Source organism: Desulforhopalus vacuolatus, assembly GCF_016918505.1.
GTDB classification, from domain to species: Bacteria; Desulfobacterota; Desulfobulbia; order Desulfobulbales; family Desulfocapsaceae; genus Desulforhopalus; species Desulforhopalus vacuolatus.
Map to the genome: position 1 here is coordinate 1 of NZ_JAFFPZ010000033.1, position 14637 is coordinate 14637.

The window sequence follows — 14637 nt, forward strand, 5'->3', positions numbered from 1 at the left end:
TACGGTTAGTTTCTGCAAGTAGATCAGCATTTCAGAATTGCTGAAAAAAAAGAGAGTCCTGACCTAACCATGCCGAGAGCATCTGTGGGTATTAGGAATAATATTTTCACAAAGTGCGAAATATAAGTTATGAGAAAGCCTTTGGGAGGCGATCAGGTGTCCGTTAAGTCGAATTTTGAGAAAGCCCTTATCTTCCGGGGGAATAGATGTATGAGTCAGATGCAGAACGGCAGTTAATGATTTGGGAAACCCGTTGATCTGGGGCAGGGTGAAAGATGTCTGGGTGACAAGTTCCCCGACACCTTTGACCGATGCTGTCTGAAAACCCAGCGAGGAAAAAGCAAGCGGCGAACCGGTCTGGTTCCATTCCGTATGCTCCAGTTTTTGAACTATCACCCTGGGGGAAGCCAGCAGCGCGGCGGCTTTGTCTCCCAGAGCCCGGGCTCCTTCTGGACTCAGATACAGAGTGGAACCTTCAAGGACCATGTCCTGATCAAATGCACCCACAATAATCGTGTGTCCGAAGGGGTTTACCGCAGGGGACATGGCAACGGAGACATTAATCGAAGGCACAGCCGCTTTGGCTGCAGCCACAGTGGACAGCACTCCCTGCCAGATGTCTTTATTTGTCTCATCGGCCACCACCATGACAGCCGGGGCAGAATCAGCCAGAAAACGGTTCAACAATACGGTATCCGATGCATGGTTTGTCTCTATGAGACTGTCATTATCTACGACCAGCCACAATTCATTGGACTGTTGATTTTTACAGATATCGTCAAAAAGCCTGAGTGTTCCCTCAACAGTTACATTGAGATGGCCGTCATGGATATTCTTATTTAAGAAGTCGGAAAAAGGGGCCAGGGGGATGGAGAGCGACAAAGGATCGTGGTTCTGTGTAATGTCATACATGCCAGCTGAGATTCCTGCAATTTTCACGTGTACGGAAGAAAAGGACTGTACCAGGGGCGTGTGTCTGATGCGGAGCAGCAGACGCCCGTTTTCAGGTTGTGTGCCGGGAGTCCAGGGAAAGGAAAAGGCAATATAAGGGTGGGGACCGTAGGAAATCAGATCACTTTGATAACCGAGTTCATTCAACTGGATTCTGGACAGCCACGGCAGGAAGATGCCTGGCGTAGTAAAATTATTGAGACTGGTAATACGGGCTTCTGGATATTCATTTTTAAGGTCTGCCAAAAGGGCTGTTGCTTCCTGTCTTCTCAAGTAATGACCGACAGCAGCTATACGGCTTTTCTGTTCATCAAAAAGAATGACATCGCGGTAACTCTGCATCTTTTGAGTAATCTGGTCTTTATTGAACTGCTCTTGAGCAAATGGGATGGCGACAGTAAAAATTTCATTTCCCAGTGACTCACAGTGGCCATAGGAAGTAAAAATAACGGAAAAAATGATTGCCAGTAGCAATGTGCAAGGTGCTTTTTTTGTCATGCTGTAACCCCATATAAAAATGTCAACATTCCCTTTCCCCGATCTGTCGGAAAGCTGCTCTTTCAAATGTCTCCTGATGAGAAAAAAACTTTTTTCGGCATATTTCCTGCGGCTGATACTCAGTTTACAATATCTCTTTGAGAATAATTGGATATGTATTCAAGGTCAATAAAGGATTGGATGGAGATTGTGCAGGGGGAGAAAGGAATTTCTTGTGCTGGAGTAATTTACGAGAAGATCAGATAAAAATTGTTAAGGAGAGACTTCTGCGGTGCGAAGATGATATTGAGATCTTTTATCAGCCTTCTTCTGAAACGGGAGGTGATTGAAGTTTGAGCGTACACGTTTCTGGCAGAGTTGAGTGGTTTGTTGCCAATACGAATAATTAGAATTTACAGTGTACCAGCGCTTACCTGCGAGAATAAATTTTTTCTATAACGAAGAAAATGAACGAAAAAGGGGGACTTCGATGTTTTTTACGTCGTTGCAGAGGGTAGAACTGCTGACAGATTATTGAGTTCCCAGCTGCAGCTCTTTCAGCTGCTTTCCCAGGTTGTTCACAATATTGAAGACTGACTGCATACCCGGTTTAGGATAGACCTTGTGGAAGTGGGAGATAAACGTACTCACCTCTCCTTTCTGGACAAGGTCGTTACTTTCAAGGCTGTAATCAATTTTTGCCTTCAGTAATGTATTGAGCCGACGCTGCTTTCCTATGCGGTGGGTAAGCCGGCGCCTCTTTTTTTCCGTTGCACCGGCGATGAGATTCTCCATCCTGGCAATCTTTTCTGTCCCTGCAGTGAGACTTCTCTCCAGTTCTTCCCTCGCCACCGGGTGGATTTCCCGCCATCCCTTCGACGCATCGGGCCGCCATGATATTTCGAGTTCTCCAAGAGATGCAAGGTCACTGGTAGTTTGAGCGACGAGGGTTCCCGGCGCTGGCAGGCGGACGAGGTTTCCCCGCATGAGGATACAGGATATGATTACCTGAATTTCCGGATGTTCTCTGGCAATTGTACTGTTCTCCTTAGAGGTGAGAGTAGAGAGCAGTACAATAAACGGTGCCTTTCCTTTCAGTTCTGCCAGGCTTTTCTCCAGCGCTGGCATCGGCGGGGAAAGGGTAAAATCTTTGACGTGCTCCAGAGACCCGCCGCTGATTCCGATAAAGGCCAGGGAGATCTCGCCGCTCTGTTTTAGTATCCAGGGGGGAAAGGGTGCCGTGCCATCCCTGCGCAGGGTGTTGGCGGAGACAATCGGCAGAGCTGCTATCTTTTCCCGGAGGAAAAAGGAGTTGCCACCCTGCAGATCAAGTGTACTGACCGTCATGGCGTCAAGCCCCATGAGAACATTGGCTTCAGCTATTCCTTCAGCCGTAAGGATGGCACTGCGGCTCTGTGGCTTTGCCTTTTTTCCGTATTGAAAGAAAATGTTGCCCGAGTCAACAAGAAACACATTCTCTGCAGTTTCCCGCGTTGAGCGGACTCTTCGTGATTTGCCGGACAGACCGCCCAGTCGGTGGGTGTGTCAACCACAGGGGAGATACTGACCCTGCTGGTTGTTATTAAAGAGCAGAGTAAAGCTGTGTACTGCGGAGGTTGCCGCGAAAGCATTTCCCGCGTTGAGCAGCAGGGCAAGAGTGGCGGTAACGAATAGCTGGATCAGAGTAATGTTCATAATTCTCAAGAAATGATGTGAATAAGAAATTCCGTGTTCCCTTTTGGCCCTTTTATCGGAGATTCAACAATTCCATTAACATGGAGTGATGGGGTGGGGAAGTTGCGGGTGAAATCAATAATTTTCTGTTTTGCCTTGTTGTGAAGTGCGGGATCACGAACAATCCCGCCTTCTCCAATATCATCCCTGGGCAACTCAAATTGCGGTTTGATGAGGGCAATAATATTTACCGGCCTGTCCTGGAAAGCGGCTGCCATTGGGGGGAGAATACGGGTCAACGAAATGAAGGAAACATCGGTTACAGCGAGATCAACAGCTTCACCGAGTTGCTCCGGTGTCAGGTGGCGGGCGTTACAACGCTCAATGACGCAGACGCGCTCATCCTGGCGCAGTTTCCAGGCAAGCTGCCCATACGCCACATCTACAGCATAGACTTTTGCGGCACCATGTTGCAGCAGGCAATCGGTAAAGCCGCCGGTGGAAGCACCTACATCAAGGCAGATGCGATGTTCAACAGAAACAGCGAAAGCTTCAATGCCCTGAGCGAGCTTGAAGCCGCCACGGGAGACAAAAGGACAGTGCTGTTTGAGACGAATCACAGCCGTTTCAGGCACCATACTGCCTGCCTTGTCGGAAATCATATCGTTAACATACACCTCTCCGGCTCCAATAAGCCGCCTTGCTGTATCAAGGTCCGGAGCTATACTCCGGGCTGCGAGAAGGGAATCCAGTCGTTTCTTTTTCAAATCAGGTGAATTAGAGAGACTTGAGCCGTGTGCGGGCAATGTCCGCCTCCGGCGCTGTTTTATAATGTGTGACCAGCTTGACGTAGAGTAATTTAGCTGTATCCCGGTCGGCAAGTTTTTCGAAAGACTGTGCCTGTTTAAGCAGCGCCTGTGGAGCCATTTTGGACCCGGGACTTTTGGAAACAACGGCCTGGAAATGAACAACGGCGAGGTCGTAGTTCTTCTGATTAAACAGGGTCTGGCCCATCAGGAAGTGTGCTTCCATTGAATCTTGAGAGCTGGAGTCTCTTGCCACTTTTTCAAAGATTGCCATGGCACCATCGTAATTTTGATCTGCGAGCTGTTGTTTTCCCTCGCTGAGAGCGCTTGTCACCACTGGAGCTCCGGTAAAGACAGGTTTAACGGGGGGGAGCGTTTTCTGCAAAGGTTCTTTTACTGCAGCAATCGGCACTTTTGGAGTCTCCTTCACCGTCGTTTTAATTTTTATCGCCGAAGTTGAGGAAACAGAAGAATTTTTATCGTTGGAACTTATTACCGCAGGTACTGCAGGTACGGAATGAATTACCTTCTTGTGAGTGGCAAGAATCTCCCGAGAGGGTGTTGAAGAGGAGACATCACTGTTGTCTGTGCTTAAACCAGAAAAACTGGAGAGGGCACGACGGCGTGCTTCTTCTTTTTTCGTTGCAGCCATGCGGGCCTCAAGAGCAGCTTCCTTTGCTTTACGTTCAGCCTCCCTGATACGTGCCTGCTGAATCGCTTTGACGTCTCTTTCCTGTTTGCGGAGAAGTTCATCCAGCTCTTGAATTTTGCCTTCTCTGGATGCCTGTTGCTGCTGAAAAGCAATCCTCGCCTCTTCGCGCCGGGCAGATCCCTGCTCGGCAACAGTGGAAATTAAGTCTGCCAGTTCTTTATACTGCTCTCGGAGCTGCTGATTGAGGGAGTATGAATCTTCAATCTGAGATCGGAGCTGGTCGATGTCCTCCTGCAGTTTGCCCATGTATCCGCTGGTACTGGCCTGACGTTTCTCAATATGGTCAACGGTATTGGACTTCATTTCTACCACTTTGCGGTTCAGCATTCGGATCTGACGTTTCAGACCATCTACCTCATTCATGGAGGCACAACCTGTCAGCAAAGATGCAGTGAAGACGAGACATATACCGTTTCGAATACTTGGTTTCATGGCAATTCCATTTGTGAAGCAATATGTTGAGCTGGAACACAGATATTGTGCGTTTTTTTAACAAGCAAAGAAATTACTTTGCCCAGCGGGGATAGGTCTGGCTTCCAGGCAGATTGAAAAGCCTGCGCGGAAAGGACCCGTCTTTCATTATAGCGTAAATCTGATTTTTTTTGCCATTACGACGTGAAAAAATAATTTGCCGGCCGTCGGGGGACCAGCATGGAGACTCGCTGTAATTAAAACTTCTGGTGAGCTGTTTCGGTGTATCAGAAGAAAGTGGGTTCATTGTGAAGATTTGATAGACGCCGTTACGCAGGCTGGAAAAGACGATGAGGTTTTCCGTGGGTGACCAGTTGGCTTCAGCATTCTGCACACCTTCAAAGGTGAGACGTTTCACATCACCGGTGGCAAGTTCCATGAAATAAAGCTGGGGAGTGTTGCCCGCACGGTCAGAGGTGAAGACTATATATTTTCCGTCGGGAGACCATGTGGGGGAGACGTTGATCCCTTTACCGCTGGTCAGTTGCCTGATGATCTTTCCTGTACTGTTCAGCAGATAGAGATCGGGATTTCCTTTTTTCGACAGGGTGACGATAAAACGGCTGCCATCAGGAGACCACGCGGGAGCAAGATTCATCCCCTTTCTGCGGCTCAGCGCCCGGGTTGTTTTGCTTTGGAGCAGGTCAGTGATATAGAGGTTCTGATTCCCGCTGTGATAGGAAGAGTAGGTAAGTTTTGTGCTGTCTGGCACGAAGCGAGGGGAAACGGTGATATTTTTATGCCGGGTCACCTGGCGGAGTTCTTTCCCGAGAATGTTGGTAAGATACACTTCTTTGGCATTGTTCTTCTGGCCGACAAAGACAATACGGCTGCTGGCAATACCGGGAGTACCGGTGAGTGCTTCAATGGCATTATCACAGAAGTTGAACAGCATCTTTTGCTGCTGGCTGATCTTTCCTGTAAAACGTTTGCCGCTGGAGGTCTTTGTTGAATTTTTACTGGAAAAGGGGACATACTGGCCGGAGGCCACATCACGCATGCGAATATCAAGGGTCTCCTGGCTGCCGGATCTGGAGTATTGACCGAGTATTACATAATCGGCACCGGTCATCTTCCAGTCTGCCTGCTGGCTGTCATTGTATGTCGCAGGGGCAAGAATCTGAATAATGCCGTGAAATTCAAGGGCCTTGCCAAGCAGGGAGGCCATCTCCCGGCCAGTTTTATTCGGAGCCCCGGTTGCTTTGTCAACGAAGGATGGAATGGCAATGTTAATTTTGCGCATCTGGTTGGAGGTGATGTCAAGGTAGACGCGATCAACCGCAAGTGCCTGCAGAGGCAGGAGCAGCAGACAAAGGAGAGTGAAAAGAGTGATTTGAGAACGGGTAGTTTTCACAGGTGTTCACCGTAGTTGAATTCTGAGAGATACGAGAAGATTCTTTTCGTGCCTCTCTCTGGGAAACTTTAAGCCGCATGAAACGCGGTTATGTATTGAAAAAAAGCAGAGAATACGGAGGTGCAATCCACTGTTACATTACTCCCTGCGGGGTAAAAACAAATCCGTAGTTCAGTTCAGAGACATGCATCGCCAGAGGAATAGGCGGAAAGGGCGCAGAGGTTTCAACAGCCCTGGTAACAAACTGATCGTACACCCGATCTCCGGAACTTTTCTCAAAATGCATCTCACTGATATTACCGTTCTGGTTGATGGTTACCGCTACGGTTGCCTTCATATCGGGGTTTGTGATGTTTACCGGCGGCCGCCAGTTTGCTGCCAGCCGTTGAGCAATTTCGCCATTATACATGCGGGCAATACTGCTGTCTGCAGCGCTGTTACTTCCGGAATACGTCCCCTGTCTCGCAGAATTGATGGCTGCGGTGTACTCTGCGGCGGCTTCATCAGCCTGCTTGAGGAGTTCGCGTTCTTCTTCGAGCCGTTCTCTGGCGAGTTTCGCTTTTTCACAGGCCAGTTTGTCCTGCTGATCCAGATTCTCCTGTTCACGAAGCTGGCGGGCCAGGTTCTGCCGTTGTTTTTCGGCAACAGCCCTGCGTCTCTGGTCTTCCCTGATCTTTTTCACAGCCAGTGCTTTCTGCTGCTCTTTCTGCTCGAGTTGTCTTTTCTCTGCAGCGAGATCCTTTTCCGGAACTCTGGGAACTTCCTTTTTGATCTTACTCTTTTTCGGGTTGAGCGAAATTATTTTTGGCGGACCCGTGGAGACCGTTTCTGCGGCTGCCGGAGGCGGTGATACTTTTTTGATGTCTGCCGGAGTATTCTTTTTTAAAATGGGAACGGGCCTGGGTTTTGAAACTGGTTTTGGAGCAGTCGGGATCTTTTTTTCAATCTTTTTCGTCGTTGCCGGAGATCTTACCGACCTTTCAGGTGGAGATGGCAGGCTGACAAGACTCACCGTCTGCACCTCGGCGATACGCGGTGTCGCTTTGAACAGGTGGGGAGCATACACTGCTCCGCCCGATATCAGAAGATGGAGAGCTATGGCACAGAGAAGGGGAATCTGCCAGTCGACGTTGCGGTGGTGATCTGCGGGGCGTAGAAACATCGCGGTATTATTCCTTATCAGGAGGTTCCGTTACCATCCCGATCTGATCAAAACCCGCTGTTTTAATATCCGCCATGACCTGAACCACATGCCCGTAGGGAACATTTGTGGCGGCCATCAGATACACTGCCTGATTCTTATTGGCTGCATACTTCTTCTGCAGTTCGTTGATCATCAGTGCACGGGTAAGGAGGATCTTGTTGATACTTATTGCTCCGTCTTCCTGGAGGGTGATGGTAATGGGAGTCTCTTTCTGGATGAGTGCTTTTCCCGTCACCTTTGGCAGGTCCACGTTCAGGCCCTGGGTCATCATCGGTGCGGTGACCATGAAAATGATCAGCAGCACCAGCATGACATCCACAAGAGGAGTGATGTTGATATCGGAGACAAGACGCCTGCTGCTTCGTCTCCTGCCTGTTGACATACCCATTTATTTCACCCGACTGAGGAGATCTCGCTCAACCAGATTAAGCAGGTCGGTGGAGAAACTGTCCATCTCCCCTTCCACAAAGTCAACCCGGCTGGCGTAGACGTTATAGAAGATAACTGCCGGAATTGCCACGGCAAGACCTGCGGCAGTGGCAATCAGCGCCTCGGAGATCCCCGGGGCAACAACGGCAAGGGAAGCCGATCCTTTCTGTCCAATGTCATGAAAGGAGGCCATGATACCCCATACTGTGCCGAAGAGACCAATGAACGGTGTCGCCGAACCGGTAGTGGCAAGGAAGGGCAGACTGCGGGACAGCAGGTCCAGTTCCTGCGAAGCGGCTTTACGGATAGTGCGTTTAAAATTATCCATGGTGGCAAGCTGCATCTCAAGGGGCTCAGTCTCTTCCTGACTTTTTCGCATCTTATTGATCTTCTCCAGTTCGTTGAAACCGGCTGAGAAGATGGTGGCCTGAGGGGAGTATTCAAAGTCAGAGGCTGCATCATAGGCCTCATTGAGATTGGCGGAACTCCAGAAGGTTGCAAGAAAATCTTCGGAGTCGAGTCTGACCTTACGGAACAATCGCGACTTGATGATAATAATGCTCCAGGAAACAATGGAAAAAATGAGCAGGGTGAGCATAACGCCCTTGCCGACAGGCCCGGCGTTGAGAATCATGTGGGTAATGGAGAGCTGCACGGGAACACCTCAGTAAAAAAATTAGGGGCCGTTGCCGCAGGCCGTTTTGTTCAGGGTGGAAATAATAAGGAAAAGGCTCACATGGACACATAAAACCGAAAGAAAATTCCTTCGAATTTCAAGCAGTAATTGTACCCGCTCTGGGGAAAAATTCAACATCCATGCGCGATAAAGAGGGGAAATTGACAGTGTCCACCATTCAGACTGAAGGTGGCGCGAGGGTACAGGCAAATTCAATCTGCACAGCGGTTTTGCCTTTGCATTTGAGGACACCTTTGAGAAACCAGGCAGTGCTGATTCTTTCGGTCAGCTTCACCGTGATCTGTACACTGTCGCCGGGGTAAACCCCGCGTTTGAACTTTGCTCCGAGGATACGGGTGAGAACCGGCACTCCGGCCTTGAGTTCCTCCGGGGCGGCAATCTTTGCAATAAGCAGCGCTCCGCTCTGAAATATGGCTTCAGAGAGCAATACTCCGGGGGTGATGGGACTTTCGGGGTAGTGGCCGCGATAGACGTCCATTTTCGGCGAAAAGGTTTTTTCAGTGATCAGCGTTTCCCCCTCAAGGGAGAGAATTCGATCCACCAGCAGAAAGGGATCGCGGTGAGGAATAAGGGCCTTGATCTCCTCAAGAGCTTCATCTGTCATTACAGACCTCCTGCAATTTCCAGTACGCTTCCCGAGATATACGCAGCATACTCGGAGGCGAGGAAGAGGACCGCATCAGCGATCTCCTGCACCTCACCAAAACGACGCATCGGCACCATTTTCCTGTAGGCCTTCACCTGCTCTTCCGGGAGGTCGGCGATGAAATCCGTGTTGATAAATCCGGGGGCGACACAGTTGACAGTGATCTTCTTTCTGCCCACTTCTTTTGCGAGGCTTTTGCTCATGGCAATCTGGCCGGCCTTGGAAGCGGCATAGTTGCTCTGACCGGCAAAACCCATGCGGGCAACAGGGGAACTGATGCTGATAATGCGCCCAAAACGACCGGACATCATCAGCGGTACGGCACCGCGACTCATGAGAAAGGTTCCGGTGAGGTTGATATCAAGAACCCGCTGCCAGTTGGCAGGTTTCATCATGGCAAGTACTGAATCACGGCGTATTCCCGCACAGTTCACAAGGATGTCCAGCGGCGTGCCGCTTTCCTCCAGTGTACTGTAGAAGGCCGCAACCTGTTTTTCGTCGGAGACGTCACACTGGTGCATCTGCAGACGATCAGGGCAGGGAGAATCCTTTTTGAATTTCTCTGCCGCCTCAGTATTGCTGGCGTAGATGCCAATAACATCGGCACCCGCAGCAAGCAGGCTTTCTGCCACGGCCCGACCGATACCCCTTGTTGCGCCTGTAACCAGTGCCCTTCTTCCGGTGAAATCAAAAGGTATTCCCATTTCAGCTCCTCAGATAACTGTCCACATCGTTGGCCACTATGACCCCATAGTTTATTGCCCCGAGCCAGCCCGACATGATGATCCCCACTGAACCGACGTGGAAAAGTCCGCCTACTTCCTTGAAGATTGTGCGGGAGACATCCAGCCCTTCAAACTTTGTGCCGAAGGAGGTACCCATGGTATGCAGGGTGTAGTTGTTGAAGGTGGCAGGAGTTGCAGCTTCCATCCAGTCAATCTTCTGTGTGACTCCTGGGAGATAACGTTCAAGGTCCCGCAGCGTGCGATTGATCAGTGCTTTTTTTTCCTCTTCATAGACGGTGCGGTCGAGGGAGGCCCAGTCATCCCAGTTGGCATTCATTGAGGCGACCACCGTGTAGCGGTCCCGGCCCGGACGGGTTTTCGGATAATAGAGAGAAAACGTCTTGGAGCAGGTATGCATGTCAAGCAGCTCGGAGGACTCAAAATCGGGTGAGGTTGAGCTGAAGAGCAGGTCACCAATATCGTTGATGCGTTCGCCGTCCCGGATTCCGAAATATACCTGACAGCTTGAGTTATTTACCCGTACCGCATCTGCCCGCTGAAGAAACTCCTCCGAGTAGCTGTCACGCTCTGTGAGGTTGCGTATCGTGTTGGTGATTCCGGCGTTTGAGACGACACTTCTGCCGTCGATGGTGTGGCCGTCAACCACTACCCCGCGCACCTTTCCGCCCTCAATAATAATCGAGTCAACCTTTGCGCCGGTGCAGATGGTAACACCATTTTTTTCCAGCTCTCTGCTCATCATGCCTATCAGTTTGTCGGTGCCGCCCTGAAAAGTGAAAACCCCCCTGTTCATGAAATTAGAGAAGACAATACCATAGGTGATCGCCGGATCGTCGAGAGTTGAGCCGTTGGCATAGGTGATCGGCTCCATCAGCAGGCGGTGGACGTCGTTGCGGCCCGGGAAAAAGGTCTCGAAGAGCTCACGGGTGGTCATCGACTGATCGTCGTAGAAATTCATTTTCGCGACAGTGTTGAAAAAATTGTCGATAGTCGTGCGGGGAATCTTGAACTGATGTTCCAGCTTATTGGAGAAATCTTCGCTGGTGAAGGTGGTCTGCAGGTGGAATTGAGGATTATCGAAGACAATGTTCTTGAGTTGAACTATTGACTGCATAATCTCTTTATTCCAATATTTTTTGCAGGTTTTCATCATCCCCCAGGGAAAACCATGCAGCGAGATATCGAAGATATGACCATGGCGTTTGAACCAGGTGGCCAGCCCGCCGAGGCGGTAGTGGTGTTCGAGCAGGAGAACACTGTGCCCGCTGTTGGCAAGGCGGTTGGCGATGGTGAGTCCACCGAGTCCTGAGCCGATAACAATGACATCGTATTTTTTTTGCAGCTCTTTCTGCTGCAGAAATTCGGAGAACGAAACAGGCATGGGTATTTATAATTTGTTGAGTCAGCGACCTTACAGCCGCGGTAGAATATGCTGGTTGACGATAGAAACGCCACTCAGCATTGAGCCGACAATGCCGAGAAAACCCTGGTCGGTACCAGCTAAAAATATATTCGACAGACCAATATTACCATCTTTAATTTTGTTCGGATGACCATAGATGGCACCATCGATTTTGCCGGTATAACGCTTGATGGTCAGCGGTGTGAACATGTCGCGAAATGTGACTGCGTGGGCAAAGTCACCAATCAGCGACTCGGCCGTGCTGCAGGAAAGCCCGGAACAGCGTTTTTTCTCTTGTTGATAGGCCTCGGGCACCATGGCAAGCCGTTCCCACTTTTCTGTTGCCGCAAGATGGGTTGTGCGAATCTCTACCAGCTCGCGTTTGGCAACGCCTTTAAAGCCGGAGGGAAAACAGATAACTCCGCTTCGCGGGTCGATACTGTTCTGCGGTCTCTGATAGTGAAATTTCTCACCGCGGTTGAAAAAGATGATTGTGGTCCCCTGTGCCCCCGCTGGCAGCGCTTCATACGGCAGCTGGAAGATATTTTCCACAAAGGAGAGTCGTGGCGTGTCGTCTCTGGCCCCATTGTTCCGCTGGAGCAAAGCTTCTGTCTCCTGTGAACCAATGGTGGAGAGAATGTAATCACATTCTATTTCTTCGCCGTTTTCCAGTACGGCTGTTGCGTATCCCTTGTGCTGTGCAATATTCTGCACCCCGCAGCTGGTGCGGATCTCTCCGCCGTTCTCCTGGATGTGGCGCAGCAGCAGGTCAATAAAATCCTTAATGCTCCCCTGCGGGCGGAACATTCCTTCTAAAAAGATGGCACGGAACATAATGGCAAACTGGGCGAGGTCCATGTCATTTTCATTGCTGGAGCCATAATACATCAAAGGACAGAGTAACATCTCGGTAAGCAGCGGCTCGGCAAAAATCTCGTCAAGAAAGGCACGGGCAGAACGAAAGGGCGCGGGAGCAAAAGCGTCAAACTTCTGAAGAAAAGTGAGAAGGTTGCGGACCTTGTCGATGGCACCCGGAAATTTTTCATTGATTTCTGTTTCAAAGAGATTGAAATCATTGGAAAAACACAGTGTCGCACAGTTTTCAAAGAGAATCTTTGAGCCAAGTTGAGGACAAAATTCAATCTCTGAACGCTTTACCTTCAGCTGGCGCAGGAGGCGATTGAGCGGAGCGTGTTTATTCTCCGGTTCGGCAAAATTGGTGATGGCGTGCAGGCCGGTTTCAAAGAGAGTTTTATTGCGAAAAAACCAGGAGTTGAGCCCTCCAGGCCGGGTGTGCTGCTCCACCAGTAGAACGCGCTGGCCGAAACGGGAGATGCGGACAGCGGCGGCAAGCCCCGAAAGACCGCCGCCGATGATCAGAACAGGAAGCCGCATTTATTTGTCCTTCAGCAGCGGCTCCAGATAGATTACGCAGCTGTTGAGGGTTGCAAGATTGGGATAATCTTCTTCAGGAATCTGCAGTTGATGACGTTTGCGCAGTTCCATGACGATGTCAAGGAAGTCCATGGAGTCCAGATCCAGCTGCTCGCGCAGGGGGCCCGCCGGATCAAGGCCTGCCAGATCGGCTTCGTCATCAATATCTTCAATAATCTCAAGAATAAGGTCTTTTATCTCTTCGCCGGTCATTGTTTCTCCACAAGCTGTCTGTGTGCGGGTTTCCCGCACGGGAATCGTATGCAGTTCGAAAGAGAATTTCGAACAATTCTATAATCTGCCTCAAATTTAGAAGAAAATATGACTGACTTTATACCATATCAGGCTATGAAGGCTATTTTTTTTTAAAAAACCAGTGCAGTCTGCTATTCCACTTTTTTTACCACCAGTACGGCGTTTATGCCCAGCATGCCAAAGGAGTTGTTCAGAATGGTGGATATTCCGTCAGTTTTTACCGCCTCATTCATTGCCAGTTTATCAAAGGTGCACGTGGGGTCAAGGTTGTCAATATTAATGGTGGGATGGACCATGGCGTCATCGAAGGAGGGCAGGTTGCCCGCCAGTTCCAGTGCGCCGGCGGCACCCATGGCGTGGCCGATGTTGCTTTTGGTGTTGTTAATCCAGGTAGACGGTGCGTTGCCAAAGACCTCATGGATTGCTTTGCACTCCTCGGTATCACCCTGCTTTGTGCCAGTGGCGTGGGTGTTGATGAGGTCGATATCTTCTGGTTTCATGCCCGCGCGGTCAAGAGCGAGACGGATACATTCCGCCTGGCGTGGTGCCCACGGCAGGACGAAATCCCTGGCGTCAGAGTTAATGGCATAGCCGACAATTTCACCGTAGATATGAGCTCCGCGTTCGAGAGCTTTTTCCAGTGTCTCGACGACAAAGATACAGCCGCCTTCAGAGATGACAATGCCGTTGCGGGAGCTGTCGAAAGGACGGGAAGCACGTTTGGGATCTTTGTGATGGGCGAGGGCGTTCTGGGCCTCAAAGCTGGCAAAAATTCCGAAGGAGCCGACTGACTCGGAAATACCGCCTGCCAGCGCCATGTCAACCTCTCCAAGGCGCAGCATCTGTACGGCCTGGATGAGGGAAGCGTTGCTGGCGGCGCAGGCTGCACCGAGAGTATAGTGAGGACCGGTAATCCCAAGATTCATGGTTATCTCACCCGCCGGATTGTTGAGCACTGTCCGGGGATTGTGATGGTGGGACCAGTAGGCAACGTCGTAATCGTAGGCCTTTATATTGTAGACTTCGTTTTCTGTTTCAACCGTTCCGTGTTCGGTGAGGCCGAGATAGACACCAACCCGTGCAGGATTATAGCTGTCACGTTTGAGTCCGGCAGAGGCCAGGGCTTCATTGGCGCAATAAACGCTGATACAGCCAGCACGGGTTCCCCTCTTGTTTTCCTTTTTTTTGCGGTATTTCGTTTCATCAAAAGAACACACTCCGGCGGGTGCCCTGCCAAAATAGCGCAGGTCGATCTCCTGAATATTGCTTTCTCCTTTGAGAAGTTTTTCGCGGAACTGAGTATAGTTACTTGCATTTGGCGAGGTGAGACCTGCGCCGGTGATTACGATTCTGGAATCAATCATGCTGAAGACTCTTTT

Annotated in this window: 15 protein-coding genes; all 15 read right to left on the reverse strand. The window is 50.2% G+C overall.

The features are described 5' to 3' along the window. Window positions 1–63: 63 nt before the first annotated feature. The 15 genes from JWG39_RS14020 to JWG39_RS14090 all read right to left on the reverse strand — a co-directional run bounded on the left by JWG39_RS14020 (window position 64) and on the right by JWG39_RS14090 (window position 14622). Window positions 64–1449, reverse strand: a complete 1386-nt coding sequence (locus tag JWG39_RS14020) for a cellulose biosynthesis cyclic di-GMP-binding regulatory protein BcsB (protein WP_205220047.1) — start codon at window positions 1447–1449, stop codon at window positions 64–66. Window positions 1450–1959: 510 nt separating this feature from the next. Further along, window positions 1960–2901 carry a bifunctional UDP-sugar hydrolase/5'-nucleotidase gene (locus tag JWG39_RS14025; RefSeq protein ID WP_205220048.1) on the reverse strand — a complete coding sequence of 314 codons (942 nt, stop codon included), beginning with the start codon at window positions 2899–2901 and terminating at the stop codon, window positions 1960–1962. A gap of 72 nt (window positions 2902–2973) precedes the next feature. Then, window positions 2974–3123: a hypothetical protein gene (locus JWG39_RS14030; protein WP_205220049.1), complete on the reverse strand. Its 150-nt coding sequence runs from the start codon at window positions 3121–3123 to the stop codon at window positions 2974–2976. Between the two features lie 5 nt (window positions 3124–3128). Then, entirely contained in the window at window positions 3129–3908 is a 780-nt protein-coding gene (locus tag JWG39_RS14035; protein ID WP_240192149.1) for a TlyA family RNA methyltransferase, read from the reverse strand. Further along, a complete protein-coding gene (locus JWG39_RS14040) occupies window positions 3880–5052 on the reverse strand; it encodes a tetratricopeptide repeat protein (protein WP_205220050.1) in 1173 nt (390 codons plus the stop codon). Before JWG39_RS14040 ends, JWG39_RS14035 begins: the two co-directional genes overlap by 29 nt. Window positions 5053–5125: 73 nt before the next feature. Next, a complete protein-coding gene (locus JWG39_RS14045; protein ID WP_205220051.1) occupies window positions 5126–6445 on the reverse strand; it encodes a DPP IV N-terminal domain-containing protein in 1320 nt (439 codons plus the stop codon). A gap of 133 nt (window positions 6446–6578) precedes the next feature. Further along, window positions 6579–7607: a cell envelope integrity protein TolA gene (tolA, locus tag JWG39_RS14050; protein ID WP_205220052.1), complete on the reverse strand. Its 1029-nt coding sequence runs from the start codon at window positions 7605–7607 to the stop codon at window positions 6579–6581. Window positions 7608–7614: 7 nt separating this feature from the next. Continuing rightward, the gene (gene tolR / locus JWG39_RS14055; protein WP_205220053.1) at window positions 7615–8037 is read right to left on the reverse strand and encodes a protein TolR; all 423 of its coding nucleotides are present in this window, start codon (window positions 8035–8037) and stop codon (window positions 7615–7617) included. Beyond that, window positions 8038–8733, reverse strand: a complete 696-nt coding sequence (gene tolQ, locus JWG39_RS14060; RefSeq protein WP_205220054.1) for a protein TolQ — start codon at window positions 8731–8733, stop codon at window positions 8038–8040. A gap of 199 nt (window positions 8734–8932) precedes the next feature. Next, a complete protein-coding gene (locus JWG39_RS14065; RefSeq protein WP_205220055.1) occupies window positions 8933–9379 on the reverse strand; it encodes a 3-hydroxyacyl-ACP dehydratase FabZ family protein in 447 nt (148 codons plus the stop codon). Beyond that, complete coding sequence (locus JWG39_RS14070) at window positions 9379–10125, reverse strand: SDR family oxidoreductase (protein WP_205220056.1); 747 nt, start codon at window positions 10123–10125, stop codon at window positions 9379–9381. Before JWG39_RS14070 ends, JWG39_RS14065 begins: the two co-directional genes overlap by 1 nt. 1 nt (window position 10126) lies before the next feature. Beyond that, window positions 10127–11548, reverse strand: a complete 1422-nt coding sequence (locus tag JWG39_RS14075) for a phytoene desaturase family protein (RefSeq protein WP_205220057.1) — start codon at window positions 11546–11548, stop codon at window positions 10127–10129. Window positions 11549–11578: 30 nt separating this feature from the next. Further along, window positions 11579–12964, reverse strand: coding sequence for a phytoene desaturase family protein (locus JWG39_RS14080; RefSeq protein WP_205220058.1), 1386 nt, complete (start codon window positions 12962–12964; stop codon window positions 11579–11581). After that, on the reverse strand, window positions 12965–13216 hold the full coding sequence (locus JWG39_RS14085; RefSeq protein ID WP_205220059.1) for an acyl carrier protein: 252 nt from the start codon (window positions 13214–13216) through the stop codon (window positions 12965–12967). It lies immediately after the preceding gene. 173 nt (window positions 13217–13389) lie between these two features. Next, the gene (locus tag JWG39_RS14090) at window positions 13390–14622 is read right to left on the reverse strand and encodes a beta-ketoacyl-[acyl-carrier-protein] synthase family protein (RefSeq protein WP_205220060.1); all 1233 of its coding nucleotides are present in this window, start codon (window positions 14620–14622) and stop codon (window positions 13390–13392) included. Window positions 14623–14637: the final 15 nt, after the last annotated feature.